This is a genomic window from Microtetraspora malaysiensis, from assembly GCF_050947145.1.
Classification (GTDB): domain Bacteria; phylum Actinomycetota; class Actinomycetes; order Streptosporangiales; family Streptosporangiaceae; genus Microtetraspora_A; species Microtetraspora_A malaysiensis.
The window spans coordinates 1,706,419-1,726,478 of record NZ_CP191998.1 but is presented as its reverse complement, the minus strand read 5'-3'; the positions used below and the strand labels follow the sequence as shown (position 1 = coordinate 1,726,478).

13 protein-coding genes are annotated in these 20,060 nt (G+C 73.8%); 1 reads left to right on the top strand and 12 read right to left on the bottom strand.

Features of this window, described 5'->3' with window-relative positions:
* Window positions 1-6 precede the first annotated feature (6 nt).
* From ACQP1V_RS08465 to ACQP1V_RS08450, 4 genes are all read right to left on the bottom strand, one after another.
* A complete protein-coding gene (locus ACQP1V_RS08465; protein WP_433420569.1) occupies window positions 7-2,220 on the bottom strand; it encodes an FtsX-like permease family protein in 2,214 nt (737 codons plus the stop codon).
* Complete coding sequence (locus ACQP1V_RS08460; RefSeq protein ID WP_433420567.1) at window positions 2,217-2,909, bottom strand: ABC transporter ATP-binding protein; 693 nt, start codon at window positions 2,907-2,909, stop codon at window positions 2,217-2,219. The genes ACQP1V_RS08465 and ACQP1V_RS08460 overlap by 4 nt, the downstream gene beginning before the upstream one ends.
* Window positions 2,906-3,433: a PadR family transcriptional regulator gene (locus ACQP1V_RS08455; protein WP_387408537.1), complete on the bottom strand. Its 528-nt coding sequence runs from the start codon at window positions 3,431-3,433 to the stop codon at window positions 2,906-2,908. The genes ACQP1V_RS08460 and ACQP1V_RS08455 overlap by 4 nt, the downstream gene beginning before the upstream one ends.
* A gap of 137 nt (window positions 3,434-3,570) precedes the next feature.
* Window positions 3,571-5,505: a hypothetical protein gene (locus tag ACQP1V_RS08450; protein ID WP_433420563.1), complete on the bottom strand. Its 1,935-nt coding sequence runs from the start codon at window positions 5,503-5,505 to the stop codon at window positions 3,571-3,573.
* 80 nt (window positions 5,506-5,585) lie between these two features.
* Here ACQP1V_RS08450 and ACQP1V_RS08445 point away from each other — a divergent pair, with 80 nt between their 5' ends.
* Window positions 5,586-6,338, top strand: a complete 753-nt coding sequence (locus ACQP1V_RS08445; RefSeq protein WP_433420561.1) for a class I SAM-dependent methyltransferase — start codon at window positions 5,586-5,588, stop codon at window positions 6,336-6,338.
* Here the strand turns inward: ACQP1V_RS08445 and ACQP1V_RS08440 are convergent.
* From ACQP1V_RS08440 to ACQP1V_RS08405, 8 genes are all read right to left on the bottom strand, one after another.
* On the bottom strand, window positions 6,279-7,322 hold the full coding sequence (locus tag ACQP1V_RS08440; RefSeq protein ID WP_433420558.1) for a DUF3068 domain-containing protein: 1,044 nt from the start codon (window positions 7,320-7,322) through the stop codon (window positions 6,279-6,281). The genes ACQP1V_RS08445 and ACQP1V_RS08440 overlap by 60 nt on opposite strands.
* Window positions 7,319-9,184 carry a hypothetical protein gene (locus ACQP1V_RS08435; protein ID WP_433420555.1) on the bottom strand — a complete coding sequence of 622 codons (1,866 nt, stop codon included), beginning with the start codon at window positions 9,182-9,184 and terminating at the stop codon, window positions 7,319-7,321. The genes ACQP1V_RS08440 and ACQP1V_RS08435 overlap by 4 nt, the downstream gene beginning before the upstream one ends.
* 5 nt (window positions 9,185-9,189) lie before the next feature.
* Entirely contained in the window at window positions 9,190-13,530 is a 4,341-nt protein-coding gene (locus ACQP1V_RS08430) for an alpha-(1->3)-arabinofuranosyltransferase domain-containing protein (protein WP_433420552.1), read from the bottom strand.
* Window positions 13,531-13,553: 23 nt separating this feature from the next.
* Complete coding sequence (locus ACQP1V_RS08425; protein ID WP_433425782.1) at window positions 13,554-14,807, bottom strand: glycosyltransferase family 4 protein; 1,254 nt, start codon at window positions 14,805-14,807, stop codon at window positions 13,554-13,556.
* 267 nt (window positions 14,808-15,074) lie between these two features.
* Window positions 15,075-15,206, bottom strand: coding sequence for a hypothetical protein (locus ACQP1V_RS08420; RefSeq protein ID WP_281195720.1), 132 nt, complete (start codon window positions 15,204-15,206; stop codon window positions 15,075-15,077).
* 136 nt (window positions 15,207-15,342) lie between these two features.
* Window positions 15,343-16,911: a hypothetical protein gene (locus ACQP1V_RS08415; RefSeq protein ID WP_433420549.1), complete on the bottom strand. Its 1,569-nt coding sequence runs from the start codon at window positions 16,909-16,911 to the stop codon at window positions 15,343-15,345.
* A 6-nt stretch (window positions 16,912-16,917) separates the two neighbouring features.
* On the bottom strand, window positions 16,918-19,149 hold the full coding sequence (locus tag ACQP1V_RS08410) for an acyl-CoA dehydrogenase (protein WP_433420547.1): 2,232 nt from the start codon (window positions 19,147-19,149) through the stop codon (window positions 16,918-16,920).
* Between the two features lie 79 nt (window positions 19,150-19,228).
* Window positions 19,229-20,014 (bottom strand): hypothetical protein, encoded by a 786-nt coding sequence (locus ACQP1V_RS08405; protein WP_433420544.1) that lies wholly within the window; start codon window positions 20,012-20,014, stop codon window positions 19,229-19,231.
* Between the last annotated feature and the right edge of the window lie 46 nt (window positions 20,015-20,060).

The following is a 20,060-nucleotide window of genomic DNA, read 5'->3' as shown; positions in this document are numbered from 1 at the left end:
GGGCTCCTATTCGAAACGGGCGTTGTCGGGCGCGGTCATACGCTTGAGCAGCGGCAGGCCCGTGAGGATCACGAGGAGGGAGGCGGCCAGGCCGCCGCCGACGGCCGCGAAGTAGGCGGGCCCGGGCATCGCCAAGGAGGCGCCCTTCATCGCGAGCTGCTCGATGACCGGCTCGGCCACGCCGAAGCCGGCGCCGGCGGCGAGCACGGCGGCCAGGACGAGGGGCAGCGCCGACTCCAGCAGCACCACCGTGGCAAGTGTGCGTGTGGGCGTGCCGGCCAGCCGCAGCAGGGTGAACGGCTGCCTGCGCTCCACCAGGCCGCCGCCGACCGCCACCACGAGGCTGCAGCCGCCGACGACGAGGGTGAGCGCCACCATGGCCAGTGCGACGCTTTCCGCCCGGGAGTACAGGTCGGCTCTGGTCTGGGCGACCTCGGCGAAGGTCATCGGGGCGTCGGCGGTGTGCTCCGCCAGCAGCGTGCGCAGCCGTTCCAGCGCCGCCGCATCGCCCGTGCTGATCAGGACGGCCTCCAGGTCGAGTCCCGTGGCGGTGACGGACTGGCTGGCCGGGCCCGCCAGCGGAAGGAGCTTGTCGATGGTGAGGGGGTTGTCGGCACCGACGATGCGGGCGAAGTTGCCCGTCACCGCCTGTGCCCCCACGGGGCACCGGCCGAGCACGGGGAAGCGGGCCAGGCTCGAACACTCGACGACGGATCTCGCCGGCGGCGGGCCGTCGAGCGGCGGGCGGGCATTCTCCTGGTCGGCCCGTGCGTAGATCGGCAGCACGTCCACGCCCGGATAGGCGCGCAGCCGGGTGAGCAGATCCGCCCCCTCCCGCGATGACAGGCCAGGGGCGCCCGGCCGGGAGAACGAGGCGCCCAGCACATCGGTGAGCGCGCCGCCGGCCACGGCCTGCTGGCCCGCGACCACCGTCGGCACGAGGGCCGCGATCGTCGTCCCGATGAACACCGCCAGCACCAGCCCGCTCACCGACCGGAAGGCGGCCTTCGGGTCGGCGGCCAGGCGCTGCGCGGCCAGCAAGGTCGCCGCGCCGCGGGTCAGCCGAGCGGTCAGGCGCGCGGCCAGCATCGTCAGCCACGGACCGGCCAGCACCAGACCGACCATGATGAGCGCGATCCCGGCGTCGGCCAGCAGGGCGTCGGGTTTGCCGTCCTGGAACGCCGGGCCCGCGAACAGGCCCAGCCCGGCCAGGAGCGGGATCACCCGCCATGCCCTCGGCGGTGGCGGGGTGGTCTTCCTGGCCACGCCGAGGGGTGAGATCCGCACCCGGCGCAGTGACCACAGGGCAGCGCAGGCCGCACCGAGCGGCACGCAGGCGAGCACCACCGCGTACTGCCAGGGGCTCGGGACGGCCATCTCCGGAAAGAAGGACGAACCGGTGATCCGCACCCCGGCCACGGCAGGTCGCACCAGCTGGAAGAGCACGACGCCGGCCAGCGCGCCGAGCAGCGCGCCCAACGCGGCATCCACCGCGGCGAGGATGTTGACCTGGCGGGAGGTGCCGCCGACCAGCCTGATCGCCGCGAAGCGCGTCTCGCGGCGGGTGGCGGCCAGCCGGGTGGCGGCGCCCACCAGCACCAGCAGCGGGACGATCAGCCCGATGGCCGCGATGCCGAACCCGAACTGGTAGACGTCCGCGCTCTCGTCGACCGCGGGCTCGGTGGCGACTGTGTCGACCTGGCGGGTGCCGATCATGGCGGCGACCTGCTGCGGCGTCCGCCCGACCACGATGGCCAACTCGTCTGGCCCGGACAGCGCGGCCTGGCCGATCAGGCCCGCCCGCGTCCCGGGGAAGCGGTCGGCGAGTTGCTCGCGGGGCGCCGAGTCCAGCAGCCTGGTCAACGCGGGCGAGGCGTAGTACTGGCCGGGGCCGGGCATGCGGGAGAGGCCGGGGATCACCGGCGCCCGGGCACCGAGCGCGGCGGCGTCCAGCCGTTTGATCGTCTGGCCCGCGTAGTAGTCCTCGCGGAAGTTCCACAGCGCGCCGTCGGCGGTGCTGTCCAGGGCCCAGCCGCTGGGCGCCGTACCTCGCGTGCACTCCCAGCAGGGGCGGCCGTTGGTGGCCTGGAAGGCGTTGAAGAGCGACAGCGTGGCCAACAGCACCGCGACGCCGACCGCCACCCCCGCCACGATCAGCGCCAGCCTGGCCGCCGTCTCCCTGCCGCTGCGCAGCGATAACCGCAGCCCCAGCAGGATCATCGGACGACCCCGCTCGCGTACGGGTCGGTCAACCGGCCGTCGCGCACGACGACCTCCCGGTCGGCGGACGCGGCCACCCGGGCGTCGTGGGTCACCACGATCACGGTGGCGCCCTCCTCGCGGGCCAGGGCCACCAGCAGCTCCATCACGAGCTCGCCGGTGAGCGAGTCGAGCGCGCCGGTCGGCTCGTCGGCGAAGACGACCCGCGGCCCCGTCACCAGTGCCCTGGCGATGGCCACCCGCTGCGCCTGCCCGCCGGACAGCTCCCCGGTGCTCCGGTCGCCCAGGTCGGCCACCTCCAGGCGCTCCAGCCAGGAGGCGGCCCGCGCGTAGGCGTCCTTGCGCCGGGTGCGGCCGAGCAGCAGCGGCAGCGCCACGTTGTCGGCGACGGTCAGCTCCGGCACGAGCTGGCCGAACTGGAAGACGAAGCCGAAGGCGGTGCGTCGCAGTTCACTGCGGCGTCCGTCGTCCAGCGTGTCCAGCCGCCGCCCGTCGAACCACACCTCGCCGCTGTCCGGGGTGAAGATCCCGGCCAGGCAGTGCAGCAGCGTCGACTTGCCGGAACCGCTGGGTCCCATGACGGCCAGGACCTCGCCCGCGGTCACCGACAGGCTGGCCTCCCGCAGCGCGGGCGTGTTGCCGTAGGAGCGGCTGATCTCCTCGGCCCGTAGCAGAGCGTTGACGATCACTGGTCGCGCACCGCCTCCGCCAGCGCGCCGAGCCGGGCCTGGGTGATGTCGATCCACCGCAGGTCGGCCTCAAGGCGGAACATGCCGTGATCGGCGAGGAGCGCGTCGACCAGGTTGCCGGTGCGCTTGATCTCGGTCAGCTCTCGCATGCGTCGTAGATGGGTCGCGCGCTGGGCATCGAGGTAGCCCGCCGCGTCGCGCCCCAGCATCAGTGACAGCACGACCTTGGTGAACAGCACCGTGTGCAGGTACGGCTCGGCCGCGACCGGCTCGGCCAGCCACGCCTCGACCTCGTCGCTGCCCAGGGGGGTGATGGCATAGCGCTTGCGGTCGGGACCGTCTCCCGGTTCGCTCTGCCCGGCGGTGACCTTGCCGTCTCTGGCCAGCCGGCCGAGCGTGGAATAGACCTGCCCGAAGGGTAAGGACTTGCCCCCGCCCAAGAAGGTGTCGTAGTCGCGTTTCAAGTCGTATCCGTGGCTCGGCTCCCGTTCCAGCAGGCCGAGCAATGCGAGGGGCACACTCATGATCGCGACTATACCCTGAGGGTATATACGGCGCGTATACGAGACTCGCGGCGTCGGACGCGCCGGCGGCGGCCGCGGGCTCGTGCCGCTCTCCCGCGTTCCTCTGGAGCTTGACCGGGATACGGCGCCGCGCGGGCTCAGGGAGCGTCGGCGGGGACGGCGGCGCCGAAGGCCACCGCCTTGAGGCAGAACCCGGTGGTCCCCGGGTCGTCGAGGGCGATGCGCAGCCCGTCTCCGGCCCCCGGGTGGGGGAAGTAGACGAGCCGGCTCTCCGCCGTCGCGGGCAGGTCGAGCCGCCGGATCACCTCGCCCAGGGACACCTCGACCGTGACGGGACGCGTGCTGCGGTACGACAGGGCGCCCACCCCTTCGGGGCCGCCGAACGACTCGACGGGGAAGGCGACGGCACCGGCCCGCAGCTCGTAGCACGCCCGTCCCTTGGCCCTGCCCCCGACGCTGCGGCCCGTGGTCCCCGTGGCCCTGCCGCCGTCGCCGTTCAGGTCCTCCACCATGTCGAAGTACCCATAAAGGTGATCTATCGCCACGATCTTCCCCGAGTCGTCCACGACGTACGGCCGTTCGGCCGGGGCGGGGTCGCGCATCCGGGCCCGGAGCGCCTCGTCCGCAAGCGGGGCGAGGACGCGCGAGGTCAGTCGCCGGTCGCCGTTCCACGGCAGGACCACCTGATCGGGAACGGGCCGAGGGTAGATCTGGGCTCCCTCGGGCAGCCGGGCCAGCGCGTCCCGCACGTTCTCCACGTACGGCCGGACCCGGTCGGCGGCGGTGACCGTGTTCCCGTACGCGTTGACGGACGCCACCGAGGCCACCAGGAACGCGACGGTGAGCAGGGCCGTGGTCAGCGGCATGACACCGGGCAGCGGCCTGCGGTAGGCGTCGCCCTCGCCCCGGAGCGGCAGCGAGCTCAGCGCGAGACAGACGGCGAAGACGACGACGGCGTCGGCGACGTAGCGGGTCTCGGTGCCGACCAGCGCCGTGTACCTGCCCCGCGCCAGGATGGTCGGGATCGCGTCGGCGACGACGACGTAGAGGGCGGCGACGGTCCACGCCCGCCAGGCGCGCCTGCGGTAGAGGCAGGTGAACACCACCACGGCGGCCAGCGCGAGCCAGGAAACCACGATCATGGCGACCGGCGGGTCGGCGAGCCCTCCGGTTCCGGCCAGGCCGCCCCAGTTCAGCGGGCCGCCGACGATCCCGGTCGGGAAGGTGCGGCCGAGCATCCAGCCGGCGAGGCCGAGGGCCACGTCCGCCTTGGGAGTCCCCGCCCCCTCCTCCCCCGCGGTCCCCTGCCGCAGGAGGTAGAGCAGGGTGTAGCCGGCGAGCAGCGCCGCGTACGCGCCCCAGACGCGGGGGCGGGCGCGCAGCTCGCGAACCGCCGCCCGCACCCAGCCTTGCGTACGGCCCGTCCCGAAGTACGCGGTGGTGAGGGCGAAGGTCACGAGGGGCAGGAAGGCGCCCTTGGTGGAGAACGCCATCCCGAAGGCCGCCCAGGCCAGGCCCTGCCAGGCGTGCCGCGCGGTCCCGTCGCGCAGGAACCGCGCGTGCGCGGCCAGGGAGAACACCATGGCGACCTGGAGCGGCACGGCGTTGAGCGCGGCCGACCACCAACTCAGCGCGGGCACGGTGAGCGGCGCGAAGAGGTACAGGGCGAGCGGGACGAGGATGCCGACCCGGTCGCCGAAGAGGCGGCGCAGCAGCACCAGCATCCCCACGGACGCCACCGCCTGCAGCGCCAGCATGACGGCGGCGACCAGGAACCAGTTATAGGGGGCGATCCGGGAGAGCACCCAGACGAGGCCCAGCGCGCCGGGCATGAGGTGCCCCTTGTGCACGCGGGTGAGGTAGTCCCAGGTGAGGTTGTGCTCGTACGCGTCCCCGACGAAGAGGAAGTCGTCCTCGATGAAGTAGCCGCGCGCGAGTACCCCGCCCTTGAGCAGCAGCGAGATCACGATCAGCGCGAGCGCCGCGAGGACGACCGGGCCCAGCCGCAGCGAGGGGATGCGGATCTGGACGACGTCCGGCCGCCCCTCTCGCGCGACGTCCGTCTCGGTCATGGAGGACCCTTCCGCAGAATTCGCCAATGAAACAGGTTCTATATCGCAACACGTTCTATATACCGTGTAAGCTCCGCCGCGTGGAGACCCACATCCCACCCTTTCGCGCCGACCTCGCCCGCTCGGTCCGGCTGCTGAGCGCGTTCCGCAAGGAGCAGACCGACCCCGACTTCTTCTACGGCATGCTCGCCACCGACACGGTCGCCCAGCTCCGCGGCTACACCCGCCTGGACGGGGCGCTGGTCGTGGACGTGGGCGGCGGCCCCGGCTACTTCGCCGACGCCCTCCGGGAGGCCGGCGCGCGCACGATGTGCGTCGACTGCGACGCCGGCGAGATGCGGGCCAGGGACGGCGCCATGCCGGAGGGCGCGGTGCTCGGCAGCGCCCTGTGCCTGCCGCTGCGCACCGGCTCCGTGGACGTCTGCTTCTCCTCCAATGTGCTGGAACACGTTCCGGACCCGGGCGCGATGGCCGCCGAGATGGTCCGGGTCACCCGGCCGGGAGGGCTCATCTATCTCTCGTACACGAGCTGGTTCTCGCCCTGGGGCGGCCACGAGACGTCGCCGTGGCACTACCTGGGCGGCCACCGCGCGGCCCGCCGCTACGAGCGCCGATACGGCCGCCGCCCCAAGAACGTCTACGGCGAGAGTATGTACGCGGTGACCGTGGCGGAGATGCTCGCCTGGGCCCGCCGTGAGCACCTCCGGGGGGACGCCGAGCTGGTCGAGGCGCTTCCGCGTTATCACCCCCGGTGGGCCAGGCATGTCGTCCTCCTACCGGGCGTCCGCGAGGTCGTGACCTGGAACCTGCTCCTCGTGCTCCGCAAGCGCTGACCTGCGGAGCAGCAGCCCCGCACCGACCAGGACGGCGCCGAGTGCGACCCCGGCGATCGGGAGGACCACGCGGATCCACCGCGTCCACGACGCGAACGCCTCGGCCTCGGCCAGGTTCGCGGCCAGATCCTCCGCCGGCGTGCGCAGATCCGCCTGGAGGGCGACCAGCCGGTCCACGCCGTCGGCGGTGCGGAAGGTGTGGCGGACCCGCTCCTCGGTCTTGACCGGGACGCCGCTGACCGGCTCCACCCAGATCGTCCGCTCGGTCCGCGCCCAGCGGGTGACCGGCGCCGAGCGCGTCCCGGGCAGGCCGAGCAGCCGCCCGGGGAGCGGCGTCGCCACGTCCTCGATCTTCACCGGCAGGGTGCGCTGCGTGTACCGATAGGTGAGCGTGCCGTTCAGCGTCTCGGCGCCGGAGAACGCGATGGGCAGCGCCCGCCGCGACTCGACGTCGTAGTACTCGTAGTCGCGCTCCTGCGCGCCGAGGGGCCACCGGAAGGCCAGGCCGGACTGGCGGGCCGAGGTGTCGCCGTCCACGTACGCGCCGCAGCAGTCGGCGATCGCGCCGGTCCGCCGGTCGAAGCCGACCCGCCGCTCGTGGTAGCCGATCCGGTCGCCTTCGAGCGTGGTGAGCGAGGCGAACTCGATCCACACCGCGTGGTCGTCGTCCCCGGCTTTCGCGTCGCCGGTGACCGTACGGGTCAGCACGATCGGCCCGGCGCGCCTCCGCTGGGTCCCCGGGTCGAAGAACGCCGCCGACTTGGCGTACAGGCGGGCGACCGACGACCGCTCCAGCGGGGCGCGCACCACCTGGTCGTACACGTAGCCGCGCAGCAGCGGCACCAGCGTCAGCAGGAAGCCGCCCGCGCCGACCAGCACCAGCGCCAGGGCGCGCCGCGTGGCGGCCGTGCGCAGCAGAGCGGCGGCCGCGCGGGCCGCGCTCGCGAGGGCCGGGGTGGAGGTCAGGGTCGTGGGCGGGGTCATGGCGTGGGCACGGCCTCCCCGACGGTGACGTCGCCGGTGCAGAAGCCGCTGCCCGCCGGGACGTCGGTGACCAGCACCCGGTCGACACCGGGCGGGACGAGGAAGAAGACCTTGCCGAAGCCCTCCCTGAGGAGGAGCTGGGTGCTCCTGTCCCCGATCCACAGCGTCACCCCGACCGCCACGCGCGAGGCGTACCCGAGCCGGACCAGCGTGCCCGCCGGACCCGCGGCCGTGGCCGGCCTCCTGATCGGCACCTCGACGGCTGCTCCGGACGCCGGCCAGCACCCGTCGAGGGCGGTCGGCACGGTCCTCTCCCCCTTCACCTCGGCCGGGACCAGCCGTCCGGCGTCGTCGAAGACGAACCCCACGGGCGACGCCGGGGGCCGGTACATCCGCTTCCGCAGCTCCGGCGGCGCGAGCGGCCCGAGCACCCGCGAGGTCAGCGCGTACGGGCCGTAGGACGGGGCCAGGACGTCCGTGGGCGCCGTCCGGTCGTAGACGACGGCGTCCGCGGGGGCGGCGGCGAGGGCCCGCTCGGCGGTCGCGAGGTAGGAATGGCGCCGCGCGCTCCCGAGGTGGCCGCCGAAGACGGCCGTGGACGCCAGCGAGGCGACCGTGAACCCGCCCACCAGCAGGCCGCCCAGGCCGTAGACGGCCTCCCGGGACGGCAGCGCCCTGCGGTACGGCGCCGCCTCGCCCGCGATCGGCAGCACGGCGAGGGCCGCGACCAGCGCGAGCAGCGGCACCGCGTCCGCCACGTAGCGCGAGTCGCTGCCCGCGAAGGAGCCCACCAGGGAGACGCGGCCGTAGAGCGGCGGCACGATGTCCGCGACCACGACGTACGCCAGGAGGATCCCCCACACGGCGGCGGCGTGGCGGCGGTAGCGCACGGTGCCGGCGAACAGGGCGGCGACCGCCACGAAGGAGAGCGCGACGAGCAGGCCGGGCGGCGACGTCACCGCCCAGTCGCCGCCGGAGAACCACTTCCACGGCCCGCCGAGCACGGTCGGCAGGAACGTGCGCGCGACCAGCTCCCACACGAACCCGACCGCGTCGTCCGCCTCGGGCACGCCGGCGCCCTCGGCGTCGCCCGCCGCCGCGCGGACCAGGTACAGCGCCAGGTAGGCGAGGAGCGTCCCGCCGTACAGGAGCCAGACCCGGGCGTGCCGCCGCAGCGCGGCACGCGGGCCGCCGAAGTAGACGGCGGTCAGCGCGAGCAGGACGAGCGGGATCGCGAACGCCTTGAGGAAGAAGGCCAGCCCGAACAGCGTCCACCCGGCGGCGGCCGCGACGTGGACGGCCCGCCCGGAGCGCAGGTACAGCACGTGCGAGGCGACCGCCATGGGCAGCGCGATCTGCAGCGGCGCGGTGTTGAGACCGGCCGCCCACCAGGCGAGCGCGGGCACGGTCACCGGGGCGACGAGGAAGACGAGCAGCGGCACGATGACGGCCCGCCGCGGCCCGAACACCACCCGGAGCATCCGGAAGACGGCCAGGCCGGCGCACGCGTGCAGCGCGAGCACGGTGCCGCTCGCCAGGCCCCAGCCGTACGGCGCGAGCCGGGCGGTCACCCAGGCGAGCAGGAAGCCGCCGGGCATGAACTGGCCGTGGTGGACCCGGGTGAGGTAGTCCCAGGTGAGGCCGCTCTCGACGGCGCGCGCCATGAACTCGAAGTCGTCCTCCTTGAAGAACGCCTCGGCGACGACGGACGCCTTCCACGCGGTCTGCAGCAGGACGAGTCCGAGCGCGGTGAGGAGGAGGCCGTGCCGGCGGAGAAGGTCACGCGTGCCGCCGAGGAAGGACACGAGTTCGGGCGAGAGCGTGATCCGGATCTTCGCCGTTCCCTCGACGGGCGTGATCACGTTTGTCACGGTACTCCCGAAAGGCTGGGATCACGAGTGGCGATCTCGACCCGCGGCGGCGGCGAGGGCGAGGGCGAGGGCGCCCGGACGACGGCCGGCCGGCCGGGGATGTTCCCGAACAGGCAGCCGAGCAGCGCCAGGCAGAGGAGCTGGGGCACCAGATCGGTCAGCGGGCGGCCCCACGCCGCGTTCTCCATGCCGAGCAGGTACGTCCCCACGGCCAGGCTCAGCCCGGCGAGCGCGAACGCCACGATCCCGAGGCGCGGCGAGGCGAGCGCCCGCAGCAGGCGGAACAGGACGCCGCGTCTGGCGTGCGCGGCGGCCGAGACCCGGCGGAACCACACCGTCGCGGCGAAGAGCGCGGCCAGCACGACGAGGCCCGCGACGCCGCCGGTCCAGAAGCCGTACGCGGCGGCGACCGGCCAGAGCCACCGCGCCGCGACACCCCTCGGCGCGCAGGCGGGCAGGACGCGGCCGTCCCGGCGGCGGGCGGGCACCAGCGCGAGCGCGACCACGAGGAGGGAGAGGACGCCTCCCGCCACCAGCCCGGCGCGGTACACCGCGTCCGGCTCATACCGCATGGTCACGGTCCCCGCGGTGCCCTCGGGCAGGATCCACGCCTGCCGCCAGCCGTCGAGCCGCACCGCGGTCAGCGCCCGGTCGCCCGCGTAGGCGTGCCAGCCCTGGTTGAAGTTCTCGTTGACGACCAGGTAGCTCTCCTGGCCGGCCGCGACGCGGACCCGGCGCTCCCAGCCGGTCCACTCCTCCTCGTCGACCGCGCGCATCGCGGTGGCCGGCCCAGTGGCCGGAGCCGTCGCCGCGCCCGGGGCCCGCACGACCGCCGTCTGGATGCGGTACGGATCGTTCGCCGCCGCGGTCAGCCGGGTCTCTCCGGGGAGGACGTTCACCCGCTCGCACGACCGGTACGTCAGCTCCCGGCCGGCCAGGACGTCCGCCAGCGTGCCCTCGACGATCTCGGTGTTCACCGGCACGTCGTTGACCCGCAGCGTCGGCCCGTAGCCGCAGGGCAGCCGCAGCGGGAAGCCGCCCAGCCCGCCGAGGGGACGCACGCCGGGGATCGTGATGTCGGTGACCTCCAGCGAGCGCGAGCTGGGCGCGCTGAACTCGATGGTCAGCTCGCGCGCCTTGAGCGGAGGGAAGGCGATCCAGCCGTCGCGGCCCACCCAGCCCTCGCGGACGCCGCCCTCCGCCCGCAGCGTCACCCGTACGGGAGGGGCCCCGAGGTGGGAGTCGGGGAAGACGACCTTGATCCGGGACAGCGTGGTCACCTGGGCCAGCCGCACGTCGAGCGACGGCTTGCGGTCGAACGGGTAGGCGTACCAGACCGTCTTGGGGTCGCCGTCGAAGGCGGACCTGGCGAGCGCCGCCGGGTGGCCGGTGAAGGTCGAGGAGCTCGTGACGGTCAGCGGGTCGTTCGGGAGCGTGGTGAGCTTCTCGATCGCCGTGCGGTCGGTGAGCACGGCCCGGCCGGTGACGACCCGGTCCCCCGACCCCTGCGAGACGTAGGAGCGGTCGAAGCCGTACCCGTCCTCGCCCAGCACCTCCAGCCGCCCCGAGCACGTCCACACGTAGGAGCCGCGCATGCAGCCGGGCACGTTCCCGTTGCGGCTGAACGACACGGTCGCCTCGCCGGACCGGTCGCCGGGCACCTCGGGGACGACGATGGTACGGCCCGGCCGTACGCCGGGGATGGTCAGCTCGGTGACGCCGACCCGGCTGCCGAGCGTCGTCTTCGGCGAATAGGCCAGCCGGGTGACCCGGACGCGGATCCGGCTCGTCTCGCCGGGCGGGACGGCGAGCCGCTGCTCATCCTCGGTGGCGCGTACCGGCTGGCGCAGCGTGCCCGCGTCGGTCTCCACCTCGATCTCCGACGGCGGCGGCCCGATCGCGGCCTGCTCCAGCGCGATCGTCACGTACGGCAGGCGGACCGGCCGGGTGAGGCGCACCTCCAGCCACTCGCCGACCGCTCCCTTCCAGCCGCTGGAGCGCCAGCCCGTCCGCCGGTCCCCGTCCAGCGCCGCGTACGGCTGGCGCCCGGGGTCGCGCGAGCCCGGCATGGCGGTCACGTCCGCCTCGGACGATGAGGCGCGCACGTCCACGATCTCGAACAGCCGGGCGGTCGACTGGAACGTCGTCCACGCCGGGTCGGTCAGGTCGGTGCCCGGGTCGGGGTCGTCCCTGGTCAGGGTGGCGGTGGACGACTGCCTGAGGTCGCTGAGCGCGACCCCCCTCTTCCGCAGGGTGTCGGTGACGATCGTGTCGTACGGCGGGATGTCCAGGGCGCCCGGGTCGTCCCCGAGAATCACCGGGCGGTCGCCGGAGAGGAGGTCCTGCTCGGCGAGGGTGAGCAGGGCCTCCGGCGCCCCGCCCACCCGCAGCGCGCCCGCGACCGGCACGGTCCCGGCGCGCTGGGCGGGGTCCCCGACCTGGTAGATCTCCACCGCGTGGTACGGCTGGTCCAGCCAGCCGGAGGCGGTGTCGTTCTGGGCGATCCCGACGCCGGGGCCGAACTGCGCCACCAGCCTGAGGCCGGGCGAGTCCTCGATCGCCTGGTGGACGCGGGCCGGCCAGGCGCCGCCGATCGTGCGCCGGTCGAGGTCGTTGCGCACGACGAGGTGGGAGACCCCGATCCGGCGCAGGGTGGCGGTGAGCCCGACCGACCCCCGGCCGCTGGAGAAGCGGTCGTCGATGGCCGCGAGCAGCCGGGTGACGCCCGCCGACCCCCACGGCACGATGGTGTACGTCGCCCAGCGCGTGGTGAGCAGCGGCTGCATGGGCTCGTCGAGGGGGCGGCCCCACAGGTATTCGCCGCGCTTGGACCCGGGCAGGGCGAGCACCGTGCCGTCGCCCGCGTTGTCGTCCAGCCAGGTGGTCGCCTGCTTCCAGTAGTCCGGAATCTCCGCGAACGCCCCGGAGGGGGCGAGCCCCTGGGCGACCACGGGCACGCAGGTGAGCGCGACCAGCGCGGCGCTCGCCGCGGCGAGCGGCGGCCGCCACCGCGCCCGGGCCAGGGTGAGCAGCCCGGCCAGGCCGAGCGCCATGGGCAGCCGGATCAGCGCGTCGAACTTGTGCAGGTTGCGGAACGGCGCGAGCACGCCGTCGAGCAGGCCGAGCACGGGAGGGTTGAGCGGGCCCGCGACCGCGCTGGCGTGCCCGGCGACCACGATCGCCACCCCGGTCAGGAGCGAGATCAGCAGGAAGGCGCGCTCGGGCAGGTCACGGCGCAGCAGGCCGGCCAGTCCGAGGCAGGCGGTCAGCACCGTGACGACGATCAGCCAGGGGCGCAGCGCCTGCTCGTAGGCCACGGCCATCCACGGCTCGCCGTCCACGGACAGGAACGCGAGCCAGCTCGACGTGCCGCGCAGGGTGTTGGTGAGCGACGTGACCTGGGTGGTGGCGGCGGCGTTCTCGATGTACGGCAGGAACGAGAAGACGTACCGGCCCATCACCAGCAGCGGGACCAGCCACCAGCAGGCGACGGCGGCGACCGCGCCGAGCCACCAGGCGAGCAGCCGCCGGCGACGCGGCCCCGGCGTCCGGGTGAGCAGGTAGACGAAGGGGACGATCAGCACGGCCAGTTCGGCGGCCGCGTTGACGCCGCCGCAGAACAGGAACGCGACCCCCGACAGCGCCGCCGCCCGGCGCGGCCCCAGCTCACCCCTGGCCCCCTTGACCAGCGGCAGCATGACCCACGGCAGCAACGCGCTGGGCAGGAACTCCGAGGAGTTGATGCCGATCAGCGCCTGCGCGTGCGGGGCCAGCGCGTACGCGAACCCGGCGAGGATCCGGGCGCCCGGCGTGCCGATCCGCAGCGCGCGGGCGAGCTGGACCGTCCCGAGGAAGGCGGCGCACAGCACGAACGTCATCCACAGGCGCTGCACGTTCCACGCGGGCATGTCCAGCGCGAGGAACAGCGCGTAGAAGGGGCCCATCGGGAACAGGTAGCCGTACGCCTGGTTCTGCAGGTGGCCGAAGTAGGCGTCGTCCCACAGGTGCAGCGCGCGGCCGAGGAACGCCAGCGGGTTGACCGCCATGTCGAGCTTGGTCTCGGCGATGATCTTCTCGGTGGCGGTGTTGAAGGCCACCGCGGCGAGGAGCAGGCATCCCGCGAGCAGGCGCAGCCGATGCCGGAAGCGCGCGCTGTAGCCGCCGTCCCCGCCACCGCCGTCCCGCCCGCCGCCACCGCCGTCCCGCCCGCCGTCACCGCCGTCGTGGTGCGACCGCGTCCCGGGGTCGGCCGCGGCGCGGCTCTCCGTGCCGTTCTCACGGCCGTTCCGGGGGCCGTTCCCGAGGCCGTTCTCCTGGACTGAGGGGGGTGGTGCCACCTGGCGGATCCAGCCGGCAAGGGTCACTGAGCTGCTCCGGGAAGGGGGGTGCTCTTGGCGAGCTCGGCGGCGATGAGATCCGCCATGCTAGCTCCGGTTTTGCCCCATGTGAACTCCCTTGCCCAGTTTCGGCATGCAGCCTGGATCCGGGCGCGCCGCGCCGGGTCGGCCAGCTCCTTGAGCGCGCGTTCGACGACGGCTGCCAGGCAGTCGCCCTCGCGCACCAGCCAGCCCGTCACCCCGTCGTTGACCGAGTCGCGCAGCCCGGCCACGTCGTACGCCACGGTGGGCACGCCGAGCGCCGCCGCCTCGATCACCGTGAGGCCCCAGCCCTCGAACTCCGAGGCGGTCACGTTGAGCACCGCCGCTTTGATGACCGCGTTCTTCTCCGGCTCCGAGAGGTAACCGTGCAGGCGCACCCGCTCGGTCACGCCGCGCTCCCGCGCCCGCCGCGCGAGCGCGTCCAGCTCGGGACCGCGCCCGACCACGTGGACGGCCAGGCCCGGCCACGCCTCACGCAGGTCGGCGGCGAGGTCCACGACCCGGTCGATCCGCTTGTGCCCGACGAGGCGGCCCACGTACACGAGGGCCGGCTCGCCCTGCACCGGCATGTCGGCGATGGGCCGGGCGACCGGGCTCCCGTTGGGGATGACCACGATCGGCGCCTGCCAGCGCAGCCGGGCGCGCAGCTCGTCGCGCGACGACTCCGAGACGGTGACCGTGGTCCGGTTCCGGTACACGACGCGGGCGACCGGCCCCTCGACGAAGCAGCCGATCCACGCCAGCCAGCGGGGGAAGAACGCGTAGAACTGCCGGTCGTGGACGTGGTGGACCAGCGACACGACGGCGGTGCGCCGCGCGACGACCAGGGGCGCGAAGAACGGGATGCCGTTCATCGAGTCGATGACCAGGTCGAACCTCCGCCGCCTGAGCAGCAGCCACAGCGACACGAGCAGGTAGACGAGGTAGCGATTCCCCATCCGCCGCAGCTCGATGTCGTCCCGCCGCTCGGCCGCGCGCTGCCCGGGCTCCCGGCTGGTGACGAAGTGGACCAGCGCGCCCTCGCCCACGAGGAAGCGGCTGACCTGCCAGGCGTACTCCTCGGCGCCCCCGGCGGCCGACTGGAGCGGTTCGCGGAAGTTGAGCACGGCGACCCGCACGCCGCGCAAGGAGCGCTGGGGGGCGGCGGCGGCCCCGAGGAGCTGGGGACGGTGCCGGCCGCGCCGCTCGGGCGCGAACGGGCCGCCGTTCGCGCCCACTTCCGGTACGGCCACGATCACTCCTCCCGTTCCTCGTACGGCTCCGCCGCACTGTGCTCCCTGGTGCGGGCTCCGCCGCACCCTGAGTCCGGTACGGCTCCGCCGCGCCCAGCTTTCTGATGTGGCTCCGCCGCGTTCTGCGAAGAAAATCGGAAAGGCGGGAAATTTCGTGAATACTTGCGGCGGCCCGGAGACCCGGAAAAAGGCATGACGAAACAGAACCCATCGCCCGCCGGGCCCGCGGACCGGAATTACCGGTGATCTAGATCAGTGCGATCGGAGAGATCAGCGAGTGCCGTAGTTGTAGAGCGGCTTGTTCGGAGGCTCCGGCGTCGGCGATGCGACATTGACAACCGCCACTGAGGCGACGCCGGCGAGCACCGCTCCGACCGCCAGCGCGGCAAGCACCTTCAACATCGTGCCTCTCCCTCCCGGGTCCGTACGCAGTGTGCCGAGAGTAGAACGTGATACAGGTCATAAGCCAGAGCGTTAGTCAAACCGTGACAATGCAAGTTACCCTCTGGTACTGGCCCAATTGCCGAATAATCGCAGCTCACAACCGCAACAAGAGCAGCTCTCCGGCACGGAGAATCGGCCGCACACCGGGAAACCGAGACGAGAACTCGTTCTCATTTTTTTGCGCGATGAGAACGAATCTCACTTCTTCGCGGACGAACGCCGCGGTGAGCGGGCCGCGCCCGTCCCGGATCAACGCGCCGATCCGCCGGGCCCGCGGCGCCTCCGCGGCGACCCGGATCACGCCCCCGGCCCGCCGCTCGACCACCAGCGTGTCGTCCCACAGGACCGGCCGGGCGAACATCTTGGTGGCCGGATCGAGGATCACCCGCCCGCCGTTCCACGCGAACGCGCGGTGCGCGCCCCACGGCAGCGACACCAGCGCGCCCGGGGCCGGGTCGGCGTTGACCACCGCCTGGACCCGCCGCCACTCGTCCGGATAGTCCACCGCCGCCAGCCGGCCGAACGCGCCCAGGGCGAACGTCGGCAGCACCAGGACCGGCACGGCCGCCGCGGCGAACCCGATCCGCCCGAGCCGGTCGGCGGCGTACGCGAAGCCCAGCGCCTGGCAGAGCACGAGAGGCACGATGAAGAGCTGGCCGTCGCGGAACGGGCCGAACCCCGGCCACCACCCGATCAGCCCCTTGAGCACGCCGGGCGCGAACGCGCCGAGGCCGGCCACGCCCAGACCCACGACAGCCGCCACGGCCGACCCGCGGGCGAACCGCCGCTCCCCCGCGACGGCGGCCCGGGCGAATCCCGCGAACCCGGCCAGCGCCACCAGGCTGAGGACGAGACGTACGGCGGCGACGCTCCACGAGCCCTGCCCCGGCACCTCCGCCTCGGCGTTCCAGACACCCCCGAGGCTGAGCAGGCTGCCGAGCGTCCCGAAGGGCCCGTCGGCCCGCGCCGCGAACGCCTCCACCCCCGCCGGGTCCGTCACCGCGCGCGAGCCCAGCGCCGGGACCAGCCACGGCAGGCTGAGCACCGCGACGAGCAGCGCGGTCACCGGCACGCCCGCCCGCAGAGCGCGGGGCCGCCCGGACAGCGCCGCCACCGGCAGCACGGTGATCGCGGTGACCAGCGTCGCCTGGAAGCCGCCGACCGCCGCCGGGACGAGCGCCGCCGCCAGCCGTACGGCGTCCCGCCGGGTGGTGGGGCCGCGCGCCGCCGCGCGCACCGCCCAGGGCAGCCCGGCGAACCCCAGGAGCAGTGCCCACTGGCCGAGCAGCAGCCGCTGCGCGAGATAGGCGTTCCACGCGTAGAAGGCGGCGGCCGCGAGCCGCGCCGCCGGCCGGTCCCCCGGCAGCAGCGCCGCCGCCCCCGACGCGGCGAGCACGAAGACGCCGAGCAGGAGCGCCTTCTGCACCACGTCCGCCGGGAGCGCGAGCGACAGCAGCGCCACGACCTGGTCGCTCGGCACCGCCCGGGGGAAGCCACCGGACCCGCCCGATCCGAGGACCAGCGGCGGGTCCGGCACGAACACCATGTCGTACCGCAGCACGTACCCCGGCCCCAGCGCGGGCCCGAGCGCCAGCGCCCCGAGCAGCAGCCCGAGCGCCGCAGGGCCGAGGCGGGCGAGCGCGCGGGCGTGCCGGGGGGCCAACCGGGACTACTTACCCGGTTCCGGATCGCGGGGCAGGCCCAGCATCCGCTCCGCGATGATGTTGAGCTGCACCTCGGTCGTGCCTCCGTAGATCGTCATCGCGCGGGTGGCGAGGATGGCCCGGTTCCAGTGGCCCGCGTCGCCGAGCTTCCAGTCGGCGGCGGTCACCGCCGCCGCCCCGAGGAGGCCGACCGCCACCTGCGCCACGTTCTGCGCGTGCGAGGTGGACAGCAGCTTGCGCACGGACGCGTCCGCGCCCGGCTCGTTCCCGGCGAGCTGCTTGAGCGTGACCCGCAGCGACAGCGCGTTGATCGAGTGGCTCTCGCAGACGACGTGGGCGAGCTCCTGCCGCTCCACCGCGGTGAGCTCCCGGCCGAGCCTGCCGCACAGGCCGAGCAGGTCGGGGACCGAGGCGCCGGTCCCGCCCGAGCCGGACGACAACGACACCCGCTCGTTCGACAGGGTGTTGCGGGCGACCTTCCAGCCCTCGTTGACCGCGCCAACGACGAGGTCGTCCGGCACGAACACGTCGTCGAGGAAGACCTCGTTGAACAGGTTCTCCCCCGTCATCTCGGTCAGCGGCCGCACGGTCACGCCCGGCGCCTTCATGTCCACGATGAAGTACGTGATGCCCTTGTGCTTGGGCCGGCTGCTGTCCGAGCGGGCGATGCAGATGGCCCACTCCGCGACGTGCGCCACCGACGTCCAGATCTTCTGACCGTTGAGCCGCCAGCCGCCCTCGACCTTCTCCGCCTTCATCTGCAGTGAGGCGAGGTCGGAGCCCGCACCCGGCTCGGAGAAGAGCTGGCACCAGATCATCTCGCCGCTCAACGTCGGCGGCAGGAAGCGCTCCTGCTGCTCCGGCGTGCCGTACGTGACGATGGACGGCACGACCCAGGCGCCGATGATCATCTGGGGCAGCGCGACCTTCGCCGCGCGCAGCTCCTGGTGGATCAGGACCTGCTCCAGCGGGTTGGCGCCCCGGCCCCACGGCTTGGGCAGGTGCGGCAGGACGAAGCCGGAGGAGGCCAGCGCGCGCTTCTGCTCGCTGCCCCGCTTGCCGGGGCCGTCCGGCGCGGTGGGCAGCTCGGCGATCCGGGCGATCTCCTCCCGGATCGCGGCGCGCAGCCGCTCGGCCTCCTCGGGCAGGTCGATCTCCAGCTCGCGGGAGACCCCGCCGAGCGCCAGCGAGGCGACGGTCTCGGCCCAGTCCGCCGACGGCCCGAGCAGCGCCCGCACGCTCAGCGCGCGCCGGTAGTACAGGTGTGCGTCGTGCTCGAAGGTGTAGCCGATGCCGCCGAACGTCTGGATGGCGTCCTTGGCGCACTGCACGGCGGCGTCGGGGGCCGTCACGCCCGCGATCGCGGCGGCGTAGGCCAGCTCCTCGCCGGTGGCGCGGGTCGCGTCCCACACCGTCGCCCTGGCCTGCTCCAGCGCGACCAGCATCCGCGAGATCTTGTGCTTGATGCCCTGGAACTGCCCGATCGGGCGGCCGAACTGCACGCGTACCTTGGCGTAGTCGGCAGCGGCCGAGACGCACCAGGAGGCGACGCCCGCCGCGTCCGCGCCGAGGACGATCGCGGCCAGATTGAGGACGTCCGGGCCCTCCAGTCCGTCGAGCACGCGCTCGGCGGGCACGGCCACCGACGCCACCTCGACCTTGGCCACGCCGCGGGTGAGGTCGAGCGACGGGATCGCGGTGACGGTCGCCTGGGCCGCGTCCAGCGCGACCCACTCCTCGCCGCGGTCGGTCGAGACCGGCAGCACCAGCACGTCGGCGAGCGTCGCGCCGAGTACCGGCTCGGCCACGCCGCTGATCGTCAGCACGCCGTCCTCGCGGACGCCGGAGATCGCTCCGGTGAGCGCGACCGCCCCGACCAGGGTGCCGTCGGCCAACCCGGGCAGCAGCTCCGCGTGGGCCTTGCCGTCGGCCGACAGGATCGCCGCGCCAGCGAGCACGGTCGGCACGATCGGGCCCGGGGCCACCCGCTCCGAAAGCGCCTCGATCGCCACCGCCGCCTCCAGCAGGCCGTACCCGGCGCCGCCGTGCTCCTCGGGGATGTGCAGGCCGAGCAACCCCTGTTCGGCCAGGCCGGCCCAGAAGGGAGGCCGTTCCTCGGCCCCGCCGCCGGCGGCCGCCACCGCGCTCCGCACCACGTCGGCGGGAATGGTGCGCTCAGCCCACCGGGTGACCGACTCGCGCAGCGCCTCGTGTTCCTCGCTCAGACCGATCGCCATCCGACCCTCCAGGCTCGAACCGTCGCAGGGAAATGCCCCAGAATCATATTCTGGAGCTTTGTTCTCCGGCTACACCTCTCTACATCGGGCGAAGGGTCCAAAAGAGCATATTGAGGTCGCGATAGAGCTCCTGGCTCGTGTCGGGGACCGTGGCGAACAGCAGCGCGGGCTTCGTCCTGCCGGTGCCGACCACGGCCACGATCGCCTCGGACACGTGCCTGCGCCCGTCGATCCGGTACGTCACGCGGTAGCCGAGCAGCCACCCCGACCCCCGGCGCAGCGGCTGCGACGCCGTCCAGTCGAGGGAACCGCCCTCCGGTTGGAAGCGCAGCGTCCACCTCGCCGCCCGCGCCGCGACCGTCCGGTACGCCTCCGGCGCGGTGAGGGCCTCCGGGACCGCGCCCGGCATCGGGCAGGAGACGATCAGCGCCCGGCCCGCGCGCTGCGCGTGCACGAACGGGGCCGGGGCGGTGGCGGTCCGCCACGGGGCGGCGAACCCGGCGTACCCGATGCCCGACTTCGCGTCCACCACGAAGTCCCCCGCCGGCGTGCCCGCGCCAGGGTGAACCACCATGGACAGCGCCGTGGGGACCGGGGGCAGCCGGACCGGCCGCGGTACGGCCGAGGCGGACGTGGAAGGGGCCGCCGAGGCGGCGGGACCGGTCGCCGACCGCCCCTGGTGGAGCGACGCGGGCGCGGCCCCCGGCCGGTCGCCGGAGAACGCCGTGAACACCAGCACGATGGCGGCGGCCGTCCCCGCGCACGCGAGCGCGGTGTAGATCAGGCGGGCCCGCCGCGGGCCGGGAGGCGGCTCCGGCCGCATCTGGGGCATCGGGGTCGTGTACGGCTCACCAGCCTCGGCCATGCCCGCAGATTACGCGACAAACGCCGGGTCGCGACGGCATTGTCAC